Annotated in this window: 17 protein-coding genes; 11 read left to right on the forward strand and 6 right to left on the reverse strand. The window is 63.8% G+C overall.

The window, feature by feature from the left end:
* Position 1 precedes the first annotated feature (1 nt).
* Complete coding sequence (locus E2I15_RS00885; protein ID WP_016846204.1) at positions 2 to 415, reverse strand: TadE/TadG family type IV pilus assembly protein; 414 nt, start codon at positions 413 to 415, stop codon at positions 2 to 4.
* A gap of 380 nt (positions 416 to 795) precedes the next feature.
* Between E2I15_RS00885 and E2I15_RS00890 the strand changes: the two genes are divergently transcribed.
* A complete protein-coding gene (locus tag E2I15_RS00890; RefSeq protein WP_246668000.1) occupies positions 796 to 1,683 on the forward strand; it encodes a LysR family transcriptional regulator in 888 nt (295 codons plus the stop codon).
* Positions 1,684 to 1,712: 29 nt separating this feature from the next.
* On the opposite strand, the gene E2I15_RS00895 is transcribed toward E2I15_RS00890, so the two are convergent.
* Positions 1,713 to 1,928 carry a SlyX family protein gene (locus E2I15_RS00895; RefSeq protein ID WP_137478219.1) on the reverse strand — a complete coding sequence of 72 codons (216 nt, stop codon included), beginning with the start codon at positions 1,926 to 1,928 and terminating at the stop codon, positions 1,713 to 1,715.
* Positions 1,925 to 2,713 carry an oxygen-dependent tRNA uridine(34) hydroxylase TrhO gene (gene trhO, locus E2I15_RS00900; protein WP_137478218.1) on the reverse strand — a complete coding sequence of 263 codons (789 nt, stop codon included), beginning with the start codon at positions 2,711 to 2,713 and terminating at the stop codon, positions 1,925 to 1,927. The genes E2I15_RS00895 and trhO overlap by 4 nt, the downstream gene beginning before the upstream one ends.
* Before the next feature lie 181 nt (positions 2,714 to 2,894).
* Between trhO and ggt the strand changes: the two genes are divergently transcribed.
* Genes ggt through E2I15_RS00915 form a run of 3 tightly spaced genes read left to right on the forward strand, consistent with a single transcriptional unit; the run spans position 2,895 to position 6,035 of the window.
* A complete protein-coding gene (gene ggt / locus E2I15_RS00905) occupies positions 2,895 to 4,481 on the forward strand; it encodes a gamma-glutamyltransferase (protein ID WP_137478217.1) in 1,587 nt (528 codons plus the stop codon).
* A 41-nt stretch (positions 4,482 to 4,522) separates the two neighbouring features.
* Positions 4,523 to 4,981, forward strand: coding sequence for an FKBP-type peptidyl-prolyl cis-trans isomerase (locus E2I15_RS00910; protein WP_137478216.1), 459 nt, complete (start codon positions 4,523 to 4,525; stop codon positions 4,979 to 4,981).
* 46 nt (positions 4,982 to 5,027) lie between these two features.
* Complete coding sequence (locus E2I15_RS00915) at positions 5,028 to 6,035, forward strand: D-2-hydroxyacid dehydrogenase family protein (protein ID WP_137478215.1); 1,008 nt, start codon at positions 5,028 to 5,030, stop codon at positions 6,033 to 6,035.
* A 57-nt stretch (positions 6,036 to 6,092) separates the two neighbouring features.
* Here the strand turns inward: E2I15_RS00915 and E2I15_RS00920 are convergent, their stop codons facing one another.
* Positions 6,093 to 6,296, reverse strand: coding sequence for a CsbD family protein (locus E2I15_RS00920; protein ID WP_016846210.1), 204 nt, complete (start codon positions 6,294 to 6,296; stop codon positions 6,093 to 6,095).
* 163 nt (positions 6,297 to 6,459) lie between these two features.
* Here E2I15_RS00920 and E2I15_RS00925 point away from each other — a divergent pair, with 163 nt between their 5' ends.
* Positions 6,460 to 6,978: a cupin domain-containing protein gene (locus E2I15_RS00925; RefSeq protein WP_028338582.1), complete on the forward strand. Its 519-nt coding sequence runs from the start codon at positions 6,460 to 6,462 to the stop codon at positions 6,976 to 6,978.
* A 137-nt stretch (positions 6,979 to 7,115) separates the two neighbouring features.
* Complete coding sequence (locus tag E2I15_RS00930; RefSeq protein WP_137478214.1) at positions 7,116 to 7,853, forward strand: enoyl-CoA hydratase/isomerase family protein; 738 nt, start codon at positions 7,116 to 7,118, stop codon at positions 7,851 to 7,853.
* Between the two features lie 110 nt (positions 7,854 to 7,963).
* Here E2I15_RS00930 and E2I15_RS00935 read toward each other — a convergent pair whose 3' ends face one another.
* The gene (locus tag E2I15_RS00935) at positions 7,964 to 9,490 is read right to left on the reverse strand and encodes an amidohydrolase family protein (RefSeq protein WP_137478213.1); all 1,527 of its coding nucleotides are present in this window, start codon (positions 9,488 to 9,490) and stop codon (positions 7,964 to 7,966) included.
* Between the two features lie 217 nt (positions 9,491 to 9,707).
* Here E2I15_RS00935 and E2I15_RS00940 point away from each other — a divergent pair, with 217 nt between their 5' ends.
* The 4 genes from E2I15_RS00940 (at position 9,708) to E2I15_RS00955 (ending at position 13,396) form a co-directional block, all read left to right on the forward strand.
* Positions 9,708 to 10,724, forward strand: a complete 1,017-nt coding sequence (locus E2I15_RS00940; protein ID WP_137478212.1) for an alpha/beta hydrolase — start codon at positions 9,708 to 9,710, stop codon at positions 10,722 to 10,724.
* Positions 10,725 to 10,830: 106 nt separating this feature from the next.
* A complete protein-coding gene (locus tag E2I15_RS00945; protein WP_137478211.1) occupies positions 10,831 to 11,268 on the forward strand; it encodes a VOC family protein in 438 nt (145 codons plus the stop codon).
* Positions 11,269 to 11,297: 29 nt separating this feature from the next.
* On the forward strand, positions 11,298 to 11,786 hold the full coding sequence (locus E2I15_RS00950) for a VOC family protein (RefSeq protein WP_137478210.1): 489 nt from the start codon (positions 11,298 to 11,300) through the stop codon (positions 11,784 to 11,786).
* A 305-nt stretch (positions 11,787 to 12,091) separates the two neighbouring features.
* Positions 12,092 to 13,396: a phospholipid carrier-dependent glycosyltransferase gene (locus E2I15_RS00955; protein WP_137478209.1), complete on the forward strand. Its 1,305-nt coding sequence runs from the start codon at positions 12,092 to 12,094 to the stop codon at positions 13,394 to 13,396.
* A gap of 46 nt (positions 13,397 to 13,442) precedes the next feature.
* Here the strand turns inward: E2I15_RS00955 and E2I15_RS00960 are convergent, their stop codons facing one another.
* Positions 13,443 to 14,075, reverse strand: a complete 633-nt coding sequence (locus E2I15_RS00960; protein WP_137478208.1) for an OmpA family protein — start codon at positions 14,073 to 14,075, stop codon at positions 13,443 to 13,445.
* Positions 14,076 to 14,232: 157 nt separating this feature from the next.
* Here E2I15_RS00960 and E2I15_RS00965 point away from each other — a divergent pair, with 157 nt between their 5' ends.
* Positions 14,233 to 15,396 carry a winged helix-turn-helix domain-containing protein gene (locus E2I15_RS00965; RefSeq protein WP_137478207.1) on the forward strand — a complete coding sequence of 388 codons (1,164 nt, stop codon included), beginning with the start codon at positions 14,233 to 14,235 and terminating at the stop codon, positions 15,394 to 15,396.
* The last annotated feature ends 8 nt before the right edge of the window (positions 15,397 to 15,404 follow it).

Genomic DNA, 15,404 nt, shown 5'->3' on the forward strand with positions numbered 1-15,404 from the left:
CCTAGAATCCCCCGTACTGAATCGCCGCGGAGCGGACGATGGTGCTCGCCGGCGCGGGGACGAAGGGCAGCTTGTAGATGAAGTTGCCGGCCGCGTTGTAGTTGACCGTCACGACGTAGACGTTGGCATTCGATGGAGACGGCGCGGCATTGACCGTGAGATTGGCGGCAACGAGCAACGGATAGGTCGACGCGTTGGCGGTGACGTAGTTCGTCGCGAGGCTGTTGCGTTCGGTGTCGGTCATTCCCGCGATGGATGACCGCGCCGCTTCGGCGGCGAGTTGCTGAACGCCATGCACCATGGCGAGATACGAGCCGAAGACGATGATGCCGAAAATAAAGGCAAGAAACAGCGGCAGCATCAGCGCGAATTCGACGGCAGACGCACCGCTTCGGCAGCGAAAAAAACTGGTCATTGCAACACACCTCGAAACGCCAACTGCGACGTCACGTTGCGAGGCTTTGATTAAGGAAAACTATGAAAACGCTTTCGCGAATCAGCGGCGGCAATTCAGACTTATCGGGTCAGTGAAACATTATGGGGCGATCAGAATATTTGATGCGATATCCGCAAAAACCCGGGGTGTGGTGCGGTTGAGGTGCTGCAGCGTGTGGGGATGCAGTTGTTGGATACCGTGATATGCGGAGCAATGCACGTAACAATACATATGGCCTGTAATATCAGTGCCTTGGCGGTAATTGTAGCTAAACGAAAGTGCAACCAAATGTTAGTATAGCTTGATCACATACTGTGGAGATTGGAATTGCGTCCCGTGCTGAGATTGGAGTGCTCGCGATGCATAGACCGCGTCAACATTTGAATATTCCTACTGAAATCGTTCGCACCGTCGTTGCGATCGCGGAGACAGGCAGCCTGTCGAAAGCCGGGGAGCGTCTCGGCCTCAGCCAGCCGGCGATCAGTTCGCAGGTCAAGCGCCTGCAAAGCCTGATCGGTGGCGCACTCTTCGTCAGAACCGCAAACGGCACCACGACCACCGAGCTCGGCAAGGTCGCCGTGCAGCAGGCGAGGCGCATCCTCGAAGCCAACGATCAACTGCTTCGGCTCGGCGGCAATCATGAAGGACCCCAGCCGTTGCGGCTGGGAATCAGCACGATGCTCGCCGAGGAATTCCTGAAGCTGCATCCGTCCGATGCACTCGCCGACGTTCTGCTTCACGCCGACATGTCACCGGCCGTCATCAGGGGATTGATCGACGGCTACATCGACATCGCGTTCGTCTACAGCAACCCTTCGCAGGAGAACGAAGACGAGGTGACGATCGCCGCCGAGGCCGCCGAGCGGTCGGTGTGGGTGCGATCTCGTGATTTTGTGCTGCGGCCGGGCGCCCCGATCCCGATCCTGGCCTGGCCTGGTGACGACTGGATGATCCGGACGCTCACCAAGCACAACATCACATACAAGATCGTGTTCAGGAGCCCGAACCATCAGCTGCGTCTGGAAGCCGCGCGGGCCGGATACGGCCTGACGGCGTGCCCCGAGCGGATGATCCCGTCCTCGCTGATTTCCGCGAAGGACTATTATCTTCCGGAGCTTCCGATGCAGAAGCGCCTGCTGTGCGTTCGCCCTGGTCTCGAAGGAAGCCGCGCCACGGCGATGGTGCAGCGGTTGTCCAGCCTGTTCTTCAGCGGCGCGAAGCCGATGCGTCAGGTGAGCAACATGTAGCCGCTGCTGCCGCGGTCCGGCAGCAGCGATCAATAGTGCGGTGGGCGTTCGTTGGCGGGGCCGGGCGCCTGGCGTTCGGCCTCCTGAAGCCGGTTGCGCAACTCGGCGATCTGGCGCGTCAGCGCGTCGATCTGCTTCCATTGTGCCGTGATGGTCTGGTTCAGCGTCTCGATGGTTTCGTCCTGATAGGTCAGGCGGACCTCCAGCGCGTCGATCCGCTCGCTCAGCTTTGCCGTGTCATTCATGGATGCCAGCCTCGCAGGGGGGCATCCGCGCGCTCCACGTCGCTCGAACGCGCTCCCGCGCGCTCGCGCAGGCCGTGACCGAGCGCGACACGCTCGTCGAACACAAAACAGTCGCCGCGCCAGCGGCTGTCCTGCTGCGGCGTGTCCTCGAGATATTTCAGGATGCCGCCCTTGAGGTGATAGACCTCGGCAAAACCCTGCGCGAGCAGATAGGCGCTGGCCTTCTCGCAGCGGATGCCGCCGGTGCAGAACATCGCAATCCTGCGGTGCTTCGCCGGATCGAGGTTCCGTGCCGCAAATTCCTTGAACTGTCCAAAGCTCGCGATCCTGGGATCCACCGCGCCTTCGAACGTGCCCATCGCCACCTCGAACGCGTTGCGGGTGTCGAGCACCGTGATGTCGGGCGCGGCGATCAACTCGTTCCAGTCGGCGGCATCGACATAGGTGCCGACCTGCCGCGTCGGATCGACCATGGTGTCGCCGAGCGTGACGATCTCCTTCTTCAGCCGCACCTTGAGCCGCTGGAACGGCATTTGCGCGGCTTCGGAGAACTTCAGCTCGAGATTGTCGAGGCGACCGCCGAACAGCGGCCCGCGCCTGAGCTCCGCAACGAAGTCGTCGATGCCCTGGTCGGTGCCGGCAATCGTGCCGTTGATGCCCTCATGGGCGAGCAGCACGCTGCCCTTGAGATCGAGCCCGGCGCAGAACGCGCGCAGCGGCTCGCGCAGCGCGCGGAAGTCCGGCAGCGCGGCGAACTGGTAGAAGGCGGCGACCTTGAAGGGCATCGCCGGGGTTTATCAGGCCGGCCGGGCCGGCGAAACCCGCAAAGCCATGCATTGTCGGGATAATTCCCCTGGCATGCCAGGCATTGCTCAGCCGGGGATGAGTGTGCCATGTACTTTGTACCCCCTTGGCATCATCCGCCGCGGCCGCATCAGACCATCACGATCAAGCGAGCACTCCGTTATGAGGAATTTCCATTTCGCCGGCCGTTCCACGGTCCATGCCCAGAACGCGATGGTGGCGACGTCGCATCCGGAGGCGGCGCTCGCGGCCATCGAGGTGATGCGCGAGGGCGGCACGGCCGCCGACGCGGCGGTCGCGGCCTGCGCGCTGCTCGGCGTCATCGAACCGCAATCGACCGGCATCGGCGGCGACTGCTTCGCGCTGATCCAGCCGAGGGGGGAAGGCAAGATCACCGCCTATAACGGCAGCGGCCGGGCGCCGATGGCGGCGACCGCCGACTGGTATCTCGAGCGCAAGATCCATTCGGTGCCGCTGACCTCGGCACATGCGGTCAGCATTCCCGGCGCGGTCGATGCCTGGGACGTGATCCTCAGGGATCACGGCAAGTTCGGCTTCGACCGGCTGTTGCAGCCCGCGATCAAGGCCGCCGAAGAGGGCTACGTGGTCGCTCCGCGTATCGCCTTCGACTGGAAGAACGGGTTCGAGAAGCTGAAGAACGGCACCAACACCGAGCGCTATCTGTTGCCGCACGGCAAGCCCGCGGTTGCCGGCGACGTGATCCGCCAGCCCGAGCTCGGCAAGACGCTGCGCGCGATCGCGCAAAAGGGCCGCGATGCCTTCTATAGCGGTGAAATCGCCGCCGACATGGTCGACACGCTGCGCGGCATCGGCGGCCTGCACACGCTCGAGGACTTCGCTGCGCATTCGACCGAGGCGACCTCGCCGATCGGCACGATGTACAAGGGCTACGACGTCTGGCAGTGCCCGCCGAACGGTCCCGGCATCACCATGCTGGTCATGCTCAACATCCTGTCGCGCTTCGACCTGACCAAGTTCAAGCCGCTCAGCATCGAGCGCTTCCACCTCGAGGCCGAGGCGGCACGCATCGCCTACATGATGCGCGAGCAGCATATCGGCGATCCCCAGCACGTGCATGTCGACGTTGCCGGCATCCTCGCCAGGGAATTCGCCGAAGAGCACATCAAGAACATCCGGATGGACCGGCTGCTCGAACTGCCGAACGTTGCGCCGCCGATGAACCCGTCGACCGTCTACATCACGGTGGTCGACAAGGATCGCAACGTCTGCTCGTTCATCAACTCGATCGCGCATTCGTTCGGCTCGGCGATCGTCTCGAACAGGACCGGCGTCCTGCTGCAGAACCGCGCCGGCGGCTTCCGCATCCAGCCCGGGCATCCGAACTGCATCGCACCGGGCAAGCGTCCGCTCCACACCATCATCCCGGCGCTGGCCACCAGGAACGGCCGCGCGGTGATGCCGTACGGCGTGATGGGCGGGCAGTACCAGCCGGTCGGCCAGACCCGTGTGCTGACCAACATGCTCGACTATGGCTGCGACATTCAGGAAGCCATCGATATGCCGCGCGGCCTGCACTACGAAGGCGTCTACCAGCTCGAGGACAGCGTGCCGGCGGAGATCGTCGAAGGCCTGAAGAAGATCGGTCACAAGACCACCAGCGTGGTCGCGCCGCTCGGCGGTGGCCAGGGCATCTGGATCGATTGGGACAAGGGAACGCTGACCGGTGGCTCCGATCCGCGCAAGGACGGCTGCGCGCTCGGCTACTGAGCGCTGGCATCAACCGGCATCAAGCAGGGAGAACATCTACCATGCGTTCGTCACGACGCACTATCATCCAGACCGCATTCGCCGCTGTCGCGGTGGCAGTCTCCACGTCCGTTGTCAGCGGGACGGCAACGGCCCAAACTGCAGGAAAGCCCATGACCACAGCTTCAGGCCTCCAGATTATCGACAGCAAGGTCGGCACCGGCGCCTCGCCGAAGACCGGCCAGACCTGCGTCATGCACTACACCGGCTGGCTCTACGAGAACGGTCAGAAGGGCAAGAAATTCGACTCCTCGGTCGATCGCAACGAGCCGTTCGAGTTTCCGATCGGCCAGGGTCACGTGATCAAGGGCTGGGACGAGGGCGTCGCCACCATGAAGGTGGGCGGCAAGCGCACCCTGATCATCCCGCCGAATCTCGGCTACGGCGCGCGCGGCGCCGGCGGCGTGATCCCGCCGAACGCCACGCTGATGTTCGACGTCGAACTGCTTGGCGTCAAATAAGCTGATGGGCGTTAAGTAACCGGCCCACAACAACTGGGGCGCAGCGATGAAGATTTCGATCCTCGACGATTATTTCGACACGCTGCGCACCCTCGATTGCTACCGCAAGCTCGACGGGTATGACGTCAAAATCTGGAACGATCATGTCCAGGACGTCGATGCACTGGCCGAGCGGCTGCGCGATACCGACGCGCTGGTCCTGATCCGCGAGCGCACCCAGATCCGCACCCCGCTGCTCGAACGTCTGCCGAAGCTGAAGCTGATCAGCCAGCGCAGCGTCTATCCGCATATCGACATCGACACCTGCACGCGGCTCGGCATCATCGTGTCGTCGAGCCAGCATGCCGATACGCCGTCCTACGCCACCGCCGAGTTCACCTGGGGCATGATCCTCGCGGCGATGCGCGCGATCCCGCAACAGATGGCGGCGCTGAAGGCGGGCAAGTGGCAGATCGGCGTCGGTCATACGCTGCGCGGCAAGACGCTCGGCATCTATGGCTATGGTCGCATCGGCGCGGTGGTCGCGGGCTATGGCAAGGCGTTCGGCATGAACGTGCTGGTCTGGGCGCGCGAGGGCGCGATGGCGAAGGCGCGGGCCGACGGCTATGAGGCCGCGGCCAGCAAGGCGGATTTCTTTGCCCGCTGCGACGTACTGTCGCTGCATATGCGGCTGGTGGACGCGACGCGCGGTATCGTCAAGGCGGAAGACCTCGCGCGGATGAAGCAGACCGCGCTGATCGTCAACACCAGCCGCGCGCCGCTGATCGAGGCCGGCGCACTGGTCAATGCGCTGCGTGCCGGCCGGCCCGGGATGGCCGCGATCGACGTCTACGAGAGGGAGCCGCTGCGCGACACGGCCGACCCGCTGCTCAATATGGACAATGTGGTCTGCACGCCGCATCTCGGCTACGTCTCGCGCGACGAGTACGAAATCCAGTTCACCGACATCTTCGATCAGATATTGGCTTACGCGGCCGGTACGCCGACCAACGTCGTCAATCCGGATGTGCTGACACATCCGGATGTGCTGGCGCATGCGCGCCCGCGCGGCTGACCAGCATCGCTCATGCTCGAACGGCCGGCTCGATGGGGCGGCCGCGTCATCTCCCGTTCAGCGAGGCCAGTGAGCCGCTGCGGTCACCCTGCCGACAATCCTCTTGATGCCGCCGAGTGCCTTCTGTCCCTTGCCCTTGGCTTCCAGGATCGCGCCTCTGCCCTGCATCGCCGGAGAGCCGGTGACCTTGCCAAGACGCCGCTTGAACCTGCCGATCGCCTCGTTGGCCGTGCCTTTGATCCTATCGGTCGTGCTACCCATGAAATTACTCCTTCGGAATAAGAAGAAACGCGTTCGGAATAAGAAGAAACGCGCCGGCACATGGCGATGTTCCGATTTGGCGAGTTCCGATTTTGCGCTCGCCTGCGGGAGCGCTTTTCGGTAGCGTTCCACGCACGAAACCTGACCAACGAAAGCAAGAACGATGAGCGGTTCCCACGATCACACCCATTCCCACGACCATCACCATCACGACGATGAGCGCTGGAAGCACGACGGCGTCCGCGTGATTCCCGGCAACCAGCTCGATCCGAATGTGCCGTCAACCGCCGGCATGGACCGCAAGGCCGCGATCAATTTTGCCCGGGTCGGCGCGCAGAAGTTGTGGGCAGGCACCGTCAGCATCAAGCCGGACGCCAAGACCGGCGCGCATCATCACGGCCATCTCGAAAGCATCATCTATGTCGTGAAGGGCAAGGCGCGGATGCGCTGGGGCGAGAAGCTGCAGTTCACCGCCGAGGCCGGCCCCGGCGATTTCATCTTCGTGCCGCCCTACGTGCCGCATCAGGAAATCAACGCCAGCCGCGACGAGGTGCTGGAATGCGTGCTGGTGCGCTCCGACGGCGAGGCGGTCGCAATCAATCTCGACATCGAGCCGATCGAGAAGCCGGAGACCGTGCTGTGGGTCGACCCGGTGCACCGCCATCCCGACGAGAAGAAATAGCTGCGACGTTTGCGTCGTCATTCCGGGGCGATGCGCAGCATCGAACCTCGGATGCGCAATAGGGCATGGGGCAATCTCGAGATTCCGGGTTCACGCTTCGCGTGCCCCGGAATGACAGTCTAGGCTAGGAGGCCAGCATGACACTCGTGCGTTACGAGAGCGCCGACCACATCGCAACCATCACGATGGACCGCGTCGCGTCGCACAACGCGCTCAACAACGCGCTGTGCGACGAGTTGCAGCAAGCCTGGCGGCGCTTTCGCGACAGCGATGACCGCGTCGCGGTGCTGGCCTCGGCCGAGGAGAAGTACTTCTGTGTCGGCGCCGACGTCCGGGATTTCCCCGCCAATATGTGGCAGGCGGTGCCCGGGCTCGGCGTCGAGCTCGACAAGCCGGTGATTGCGGCGACGTCGGGCTGGGTGGTGGGCGGCGGCTTCGTTCTGGTGCAGATGGCCGACATCTGCGTCGCCTCGGAGACGACGCGGTTCGTCTATCCGGAAGCCAAGATCGGCACCACCGGCGGCGGCGTCTCCTCGGTGCTGGCGCGGATGCCGCACAAGATCGCGATGGAGTTCCTGCTTGTCGGCGAGGAGCTATCGGCCGAGCGGGCCTACCAGATCGGCTTCGTCAACCGCATCACGCCGCCGGGGCGGCACCTTGCGGCCGCGCAGGAGCTGGCGGCCAAGATCGCGGGCAACGCGCCGCTGGTGGTGCAGGCGCTGAAGAAGCTCGCGCGCGACGCGATGCCGAAGGGGCCGCTGGAGACGGTCGCGGAGGTGCGCCGGCAGCTCGACGCCATCAAGGACAGCGAGGACCTCAAGGAAGGCGCCAAGGCCTTCAGCGAGAAGCGCAAGCCGAATTTTACGGGGAGGTGACGCAGTCATTCCGGGGCTCGCGAAGCGAGAACCCGGAATCTCGAGGGTTCCCCGATGCGCAATTGCGCATCTGAGGTTCGACACTCGCGCGTCGCCCCGGAACGACGGGCTCAAGCAAACACCCGGTGATCGATCACATCGTTCGGCACGACATAGCCGTAACGCGTATTCGACGGTTCGGGGCCGGCCTTCTCATACTGCGCCTTCATCATCGCAAAGCGATCGCCCTTGAGGTCGAGCATGGCGCGCTTCGGCTGGATGTTGTAGAGTCGGGCGTTGTTGTCGCCGAAGATCGCCGTCTTGACCGGCCCGTCGGCGGGGCCGAGCGGTGCATAGCCGAACTTCTTCTGCATCGTCTCCGGGATTTCCAGCCGCCGTAGGCCCTCGATCTGCCATTGCGGCGCGCCCGTCCACAGCGCATCGGTGCCCCAGCAGACGTGGTCGACGCCGAGGCCCTTGATCAGGGTGCCCATCAGTGCGGCGCAGACATTGGGCTCGGCGACCAGTGTGGTTGCAAACAATTGCCCGACGTCGCCATAGACGTTGTTGACGCCATACTGCGCCGGGATGTCGGCGAGGTCCGAGGTCCAGGCGATGCGGCCGGTGCGCTCGAACTCGGCGAGCGCGACCTTCGGGTCGCCGCCGACATGGCGATAGGCCGAGTGGTAGATGATGAAGTTGAGCTGCGGCCAGTCCTTGGCCGCTCGGCCGACATCGGCAACGTCGGCGAAGCCGCGCAGATTCGGATATTGCTTCTCGATCCCGGGCGGAAACAATCCCTTGTGGACGCAGACATTCTTGATGCCCGCCTTCACCATCTTCTCGTAACCCTTGTAGGCGACCTTCTCGTCGTCCAGCCGCCAGGGGTAGCGGCTGATCTCCTTGTGGGTGTTGTCGCCGATCGTGTAGCCCTTGCAGGATTCCGGCTTCAGCGCCAATGCGGCGTCGAGCTTGTCGAGCCAGCCAGGCTGCCCGGGCGTGAAGATGGCGTGGCAGAACACGCGTCGCGAGCCGGCCTCGTCGTTCATCTTCTTGCGGGCGTCGGCCATTTGCTCGTTGGTCAGGAACCAGTCCTGCTCGATATCCGACGGCGCCGAGGAGATCAGCGCGATCTTGGTGTCGGAATCGAGAAACATCTCTTTCTTGTAGTTGTTGAACTTGAGATCCTCGATGGTCTGCTCGTGATCGTTGAGCTCCTTGTTCCAGCCGGCCTTGCCGACCGCCTTGCGCATTTCCACAAAACCCGTGATGCGGGTGTCGTCGCGCAGGAAATGTGTGTGCATGTCCATGATGAACTGATCTTTCAGGGAGTTGGCGCGCTCCTGCGCCATCGCGGGTGTCGCGGCCTCCGCCGGCGTCACGGCGAACAGCTCCCCGTAAACCTGATTCATCGCGACGAAGGAGGCGGCCATGCCGGCCGCGGTCTGGAAGAATCTGCGGCGATCGAGGCCCTGCTTGGCGCCAAGATCGTCGGCCATCGCGAGCAGCCGCGCCTCGACCTCGCGCTGACGTTCGTTCTGCGGGTCGGGATAGAATTCGTCGCTGGAGACGATCTGGGTCGGGATCGGCGTGTGGTGCCGGCACAGTTCGGAGGGCATCAAGGCGGCAAGTTCTTCGTCGGTGAGATTGCTGCTCATTCTTCGCTCCCGCTTCTCGCCGGATTTTTCCGGTCGGATCGCGGCGGAGACTAGGACCAAGTCCGTCTGTCGTCCGCGCCGTTTGCCGGAAACCGCGTTCACAAAATCGTGCATCGGATTGGCGGACGCGAGATGCGCCCGTCGCCCAACCGGACATGCGCGCTGCTATGCTCGATCGCACCGGATCGAACGAAGAAATCCGGAAGGGAGCGGATCCATGATGTCATCTGACCATTCGCGGCGCAGCATGATCAAAGGCATCGGCATTGCAGCGGCCGCCGGCGTATTCGGCGCAGCGACGGCGCAGGCCGCGAGCGCGGTTCCTGCCGAGGGAGAAATGTGGAGCAACGAATACTGGGCGAAGAAGGGCGACATCCCGTTGTGGATGTTCCGCAAGCGGATCGGCGCGCCGAAGCCGGGCGAGCCGACGCGGCCGGTAGTGTTCTTCGTTCACGGCTCGTCGGTGACATCAAGGGTGTTCGACCTCACGGTGCCCGGCAAGGGCGAGTATTCGCTGCTGAACACATTTGCCCGCTACGGCTTCGACTGCTGGACCATGGATCACGAGAACTACGGCAAGTCCGGCCGCACCGCGGGCAATGCGGATATCGCAAGCGGCGTCGAGGACCTGAAGGCCGCGGTCGAGGTGATCGCGCGCGAGACCGGGCAGAGGCGATATCACTTCGTCGGCGAATCCTCGGGCGCGCTACGGGCCGGCGCTTTCGCAATGGCCGCTCCCGAGCGCATCGACCGCCTGGTATTCGCGGCCTTCACCTACAAGGGCGAAGGCTCGCCGACGCTGGCAAAGCGCGCCGAGCAGCTCGCCTATTACCGCAGCCATAACATGCGCAAGCGCGACCGCGACATGATCCGCTCGATCGCAACCCGCGACAGGCCCGGCACGTCGGATCCCGCCGTGGTCGAGGTGCTGGCCGATGTCGAGATGCAGTTCGGCGACCAGATCCCGACCGGCACCTATCTGGACATGACCTCCAATTTGCCGGTGGTGCATCCGGAGAAGGTGCTGGCGCCGGTGCTGCTGGTCCGCGGCGAATATGACGGCATCGCCGCGGTTCCAGACCTCGAGGAGTTCTTCAACAAGCTGCCGAACGGCGACCGGCAGTTCATCATCCTGCCCGGCACCGCCCATTCGGTGGCGCTTGCCACCAATCGGGAGCTGTTCTGGCATGTGACGCGGGCATTCCTGACCATGCCGACACCGATTGTGACGTGACGTCACCCTGCGGCAGGACGCCGCAAAAAAAATTGGCGAGGTGATGTCGGGACGTGGCGAGGCGGTTCGTCCTCGGGGCGCAACCCCGCGAAAAGGAGCACCTTTCATGGCCACGCCGACAATGATCTTCGTCAACCTGCCGGTCAGCAATCTCGCCCACGCGACCGCCTTCTATGAGGCGATCGGCGCGACCAAGAACGCGCAATTTTCCGACCACACCGCCTCCTGCATGGTGATCTCGGACACGATTCACGTCATGCTGCTGACGCACGACAAGTTCCGTGAGTTCACCCCGAAGAAAATTGCCGACACCAAGACCACAAGCGAAGTGCTGATCTGCCTGTCCGCCGACAGCCGCGACGCGGTCGACGGCTATGTCGCCAAGGCGACAGGAGCGGGCGGCAACGCCGATCCGTCGCCGCAGCAGGATTACGGCTTCATGTACGGCCGCAGCTTCGAGGATCCCGATGGTCACATCTGGGAAGTGATGTGGATGGACGTCGAGGCGGCGATGAAGGCGCAGTCCGCCGCGGCGACCGCCTGATCGCATCCTGCCATCACGAGGAGTTCAGCATGTCCAAGGTATTTCCCTGCCTGTGGTTCAACGGCGAGGCCGAGGAGGCCGCGAACCTCTACGTCTCGCTGCTGCCCGGTTCGCGGATCGAGACCGTCCAGAAGAACGTCATCGACAGCCCCGGCGGAAAGGCCGGCACGGTGCTGCTGGTCGAATTCACGCTCGCCGGTCAGCGCTTCATGGCGCTGAACGGCGGGATGAGGATGGAGCATACCCACGCGGTCTCGTTCGCGATCGACTGTGTCGACCAGGCCGAGGTCGATCGCCTGTGGGATGCGTTGCTCGCGGCCGGCGGCACGGCCGAGCAGTGTGGCTGGCTGCGCGATCGGTACGGCGTCGCTTGGCAGATCGTGCCGGCGGCGGTCCGCCAATATCTCGGCGGGACCGACGCCGCCGGCGCCGCGCGCGTGATGCAGGCCGTGCTCGGGATGATCAAGCTCGATATCGAAGGTTTGCGCCGGGCCTATGAGGGCGAGGCGGCGGCGTAAGGTAGGGCTTCGCTGGCATCAGCTTCGCTGGCATCGCCCGGCTCGCCGCCTCCGCTGAAGCTTTGGCGCGCCCGAAAGCGAAAGCCTCGTCGAAGCCTTGGCGTAGACGGGACCGGGCGATCCAGCATTCCAGAGACTTCGGTGCTCGGCCGACAGGCCGCGGCGTATTGGATGCCCCCGCATGATGCGGGACATGACCTTATGGGCACGATGGTTCCGTCAGATGACCGTGGCGACGGATCGCGGACGCAGCTGATATCGTATAATTGTCGCAAGCTGCGTTCCTCCCGCACCGTGCTGGCCCTTTGAACATCGCATCCAACTCGCATTCTGTTCCAGGACGTCCCGCCGCGCGCACGGCGATCGTCGCGGCCATCATCTTCATCGTCGCCCATGTCGTGCTGCTGCTCGGGATCACGGCACCGGACAAGCTCTATTTCGACGAGGTGCACTACGTGCCGGCGGCGCGGCAGATGCTGCTGCCGGTGCGCGAGGGCCCGATCCTCAATCCGATGCATCCGCCGCTCGCCAAGGAGATCATCGCGCTCTCAATCAAGGCGTTCGGCGACGTACCGCTCGGATGGCGTTATCCCGCGGCGCTGTTCGGTGCGCTGGCGCTGGTCGGCGTCTATCTCGGCGGGCTTGCGCTGTTCGCGTCGCAGGAACGCGCGATCGCAGCCGTGCTGCTCGCCTTCTTCAACCAGATGCTGTTCGTGCAATCGCGGATCGCGATGCTGGATATTTTCGCGCTCGCCTTCGGCCTGTTCGCGATCGCGGCGTTCGTTCACGGCTTCAGGCAACCAAGACCGCAATCCGCATTCGCGCTGGCAGGGCTCTTCGCGGGGCTTGCCACTGCCTGCAAATGGAGCGGCCTGTTCGTGCTCGCGACCTGCATCGCGATTGTCGCTGCGATCCGCCTGATGCAGGGCTGGCGCACGCGCTTTGCCGACGCCAATGCGGAGGATTGGTACCGGCCGGATCTATGGCCGGACTTTCGTGTTCCGCACGTCATCGTCTGTTTCGTGCTGATCCCGGCGGCCGTCTATCTCGCGACCTTCGTGCCGCTCTATGGCCTCTCGTTCACGGATATCATCGAGGCGCAGCGCCGCATCCTTGCCGACAACACCACGACCGCGATCGCGGGCCATACCTATATGAGCTCATGGCCGTCCTGGCCGTTCCTGGTGCGCCCGGTCTGGTACCTGTTCGAGAAGGTCGGCGACGACAGGTTCGCCGCGATCGTGTTCCTTGGCAACCCGCTGGTGCTGTGGCCGGCATTGATCGCGCTGATCATTGCGCTGCGCGACTGGATCGTCGGGCGCGGCTGTGATGCATTTCTCGTGGCGGCGTTCTACCTCGGCCCGTATCTCGCCTGGGCGCTGCTGCCGCGCACGCTCGGTTTCATCTATTACTATTTGCCCGCGGCGACCGCCGCGAGCTTCGTGCTGGTCTACGCCTTGACACGCAAGGGGGCGCCGCGCTGGCTGCTGTGGACGTTCGTCGCGGTTGGATGCGCAGGGTTTGTTGCGATGCTGCCCGTCACGGCCGCTGTCATCGAGACGTCGATGGCGACATTCAACCGGCTGATGCTGTTTCAGGGTTGGATATGATTGATCCGCCTGCCGCACTGGCAGGCGGATCGAGAATACAAAGAGATTACTGCGACGCGGTCTTGGTATCCATATTGACGACCTGCACGCGGCGATTGGTCGGGTCCATCGGCGCGCTCGGGTCCTTCGGCCGGGTCTTGCCGTAGCCGACGGTGACGAGATCCGAGCCGTTCAGACCGTAATGCTCGACCAGATATTTCTTGATGGTGTCGGCGCGGCGCTCCGACAGGTCCTGGTTATAGGCCTCGCCGCCGATCGCATCGGTATGGCCGGCGACGACGAAGGTCGAGCCCTTCATGCTGGCATCCGACAGCGCCTTGCCGAGCTCCTCCACCGCCTGGGTCGAGCCCTTGCTGATGTCGGCCGAGTTGTAGTCGAAGTGGATCTCCAGGTCGATCTTCGGCTTGTTGGCCGCAATGTCGGCGATCTCCTGGCGTTCAACGCGCGACAACGAACGGGTCTGCCGGTTGCGGACGGTGTTGAGGAAGCTCGCCTCCTTGGCGGAAGCCGCGGGGTCGACCTGCGTGCCGGCGGCGAGGCTGCGGGTGACCGACTTCGGCTTCAGCGCATTGAGGATCTGAGCGGCCGGAACGGCCTCGCTGCCGGCCAGTGCAACGCCCGCCGTCATCGACAGCGCTGCGCCGATTGTCAGAAGTGACACGGAAAAAGAGCGGGTCATGGTTCTCGTCCTCAAATGTCTGGCTAGCCAATCCGGCTGCTGTCGGTTTGATGCTGGGAGCCTAGAACGGGTTCAAAACCCGGAATGTGATCTGGGTCACGATTGATCGCCGGCCCGCCCTCCACACCGGCGCGAATCTGACTACATTGGCGGGGCAATGTCCCGCGCCGCCGAACCCCTTTCGTTGAACAATGCTAGCGCCCGCCACATCTGGCTGCGTGCGCAGCGGCTCGATACAGAGGCGCCGTTCGGAGAGGGAGCGTCAGCGGTGGCGGCCGCGGTCGATCATCTCGGCTATGTGCAGATCGACACCATCAACGTGATCGAACGCTGCCATCATCACATCCTGTTCACCCGCATTCCGGACTACCGCCGCGCCGACCTCAAGCAGGCGCAGAGCCGGGACAAGAGCGTGTTCGAGTACTGGACGCACGCGCTGTCCTACGTGCCGTCCAAGGATATCGGCATCTTCCTGCCCGCGATGAAGGCGCACAGGCGCGAGGGCCACAAATGGTTCTCGTCGGTGACCCCGGCAGATACGCGCAAGGTGCTGCGGCTGCTCCGTGCCGGTCCTCTGACCATCCGCGACATCGATGACGACGTGCTGACCGAGAAGGAGCATCTCTGGCAGAGCCGCAAGCCCTCCAAGCGCGCGCTGCAACTCGCCTTCTATGGCGGCGTGGTCACGATCAGCGAGCGTGCCGGCATGTTGAAGACCTATGAGCTGATGACCCGGCACTTCGGCTGGGACAAGCCGCCGAAGCCGGCCCCGGCCTCGGCCAGGACCGCCTATCTGCTCGACCGCGCGCTGCGCTCGCAGGGCATCGTCAGCCTGGATTCGATCTGCCACCTCGACGCGCCGAGCAAGAAGGCGGTGCGCAGCCTGATCGAGGCGCGCCTGCGCCGCAAGGAGCTGGTGCAGGTCGCGCTGGAAGGTGCCGGCAAGCAGGAGCATTGGGCGCAGCCCGAGGTGCTGGAAGCGACCGGCGAGGGTGATCCCACCCTGGTTCACATCCTTTCGCCGTTCGATCCGCTGATCATCCAGCGCAAGCGCACCGAGCTGTTCTTCGGCTATGGCCACCGTTTCGAGGCCTATGTGCCGAAGGAGAAGCGCCTGTTCGGCTATTTCGCGCTGCCGGTGCTGGTCGGTGACGACATCGTCGCCGCCCTCGACCTCAAGACCGACCGGCAGAACAAGAAGCTCCTGATGCAGAAATGGAGCTGGGTCGGCAACGGCAAGAAGCAGGCGGCACGCAAGGAGCTGAAGCGCCGCATCGAGGAAGAGCTCGACCGCTTCGAGCGCTTCCAGCTGGCTGAATAGGGCTGGCT

Source organism: Bradyrhizobium sp. BR2003 (genome assembly GCF_009720285.1).
GTDB classification, from domain to species: Bacteria; Pseudomonadota; Alphaproteobacteria; order Rhizobiales; family Xanthobacteraceae; genus Bradyrhizobium; species Bradyrhizobium elkanii.

Bases quoted from the DNA above. Each gene is read 5' to 3' on its own strand.
- E2I15_RS00885 (WP_016846204.1), bottom strand. From the start codon at position 415: ATGACCAGTTTTTTTCGCTGCCGAAGCGGTGCGTCTGCCGTCGAATTC.
- E2I15_RS00890 (WP_246668000.1), top strand. From the start codon at position 796: ATGCATAGACCGCGTCAACATTTGAATATTCCTACTGAAATCGTTCGC.
- E2I15_RS00895 (WP_137478219.1), bottom strand. From the start codon at position 1,928: ATGAATGACACGGCAAAGCTGAGCGAGCGGATCGACGCGCTGGAGGTC.
- trhO (WP_137478218.1), bottom strand. From the start codon at position 2,713: ATGCCCTTCAAGGTCGCCGCCTTCTACCAGTTCGCCGCGCTGCCGGAC.
- ggt (WP_137478217.1), top strand. From the start codon at position 2,895: ATGAGGAATTTCCATTTCGCCGGCCGTTCCACGGTCCATGCCCAGAAC.
- E2I15_RS00910 (WP_137478216.1), top strand. From the start codon at position 4,523: ATGCGTTCGTCACGACGCACTATCATCCAGACCGCATTCGCCGCTGTC.
- E2I15_RS00915 (WP_137478215.1), top strand. From the start codon at position 5,028: ATGAAGATTTCGATCCTCGACGATTATTTCGACACGCTGCGCACCCTC.
- E2I15_RS00920 (WP_016846210.1), bottom strand. From the start codon at position 6,296: ATGGGTAGCACGACCGATAGGATCAAAGGCACGGCCAACGAGGCGATC.
- E2I15_RS00925 (WP_028338582.1), top strand. From the start codon at position 6,460: ATGAGCGGTTCCCACGATCACACCCATTCCCACGACCATCACCATCAC.
- E2I15_RS00930 (WP_137478214.1), top strand. From the start codon at position 7,116: ATGACACTCGTGCGTTACGAGAGCGCCGACCACATCGCAACCATCACG.
- E2I15_RS00935 (WP_137478213.1), bottom strand. From the start codon at position 9,490: ATGAGCAGCAATCTCACCGACGAAGAACTTGCCGCCTTGATGCCCTCC.
- E2I15_RS00940 (WP_137478212.1), top strand. From the start codon at position 9,708: ATGATGTCATCTGACCATTCGCGGCGCAGCATGATCAAAGGCATCGGC.
- E2I15_RS00945 (WP_137478211.1), top strand. From the start codon at position 10,831: ATGGCCACGCCGACAATGATCTTCGTCAACCTGCCGGTCAGCAATCTC.
- E2I15_RS00950 (WP_137478210.1), top strand. From the start codon at position 11,298: ATGTCCAAGGTATTTCCCTGCCTGTGGTTCAACGGCGAGGCCGAGGAG.
- E2I15_RS00960 (WP_137478208.1), bottom strand. From the start codon at position 14,075: ATGACCCGCTCTTTTTCCGTGTCACTTCTGACAATCGGCGCAGCGCTG.
- E2I15_RS00965 (WP_137478207.1), top strand. From the start codon at position 14,233: ATGTCCCGCGCCGCCGAACCCCTTTCGTTGAACAATGCTAGCGCCCGC.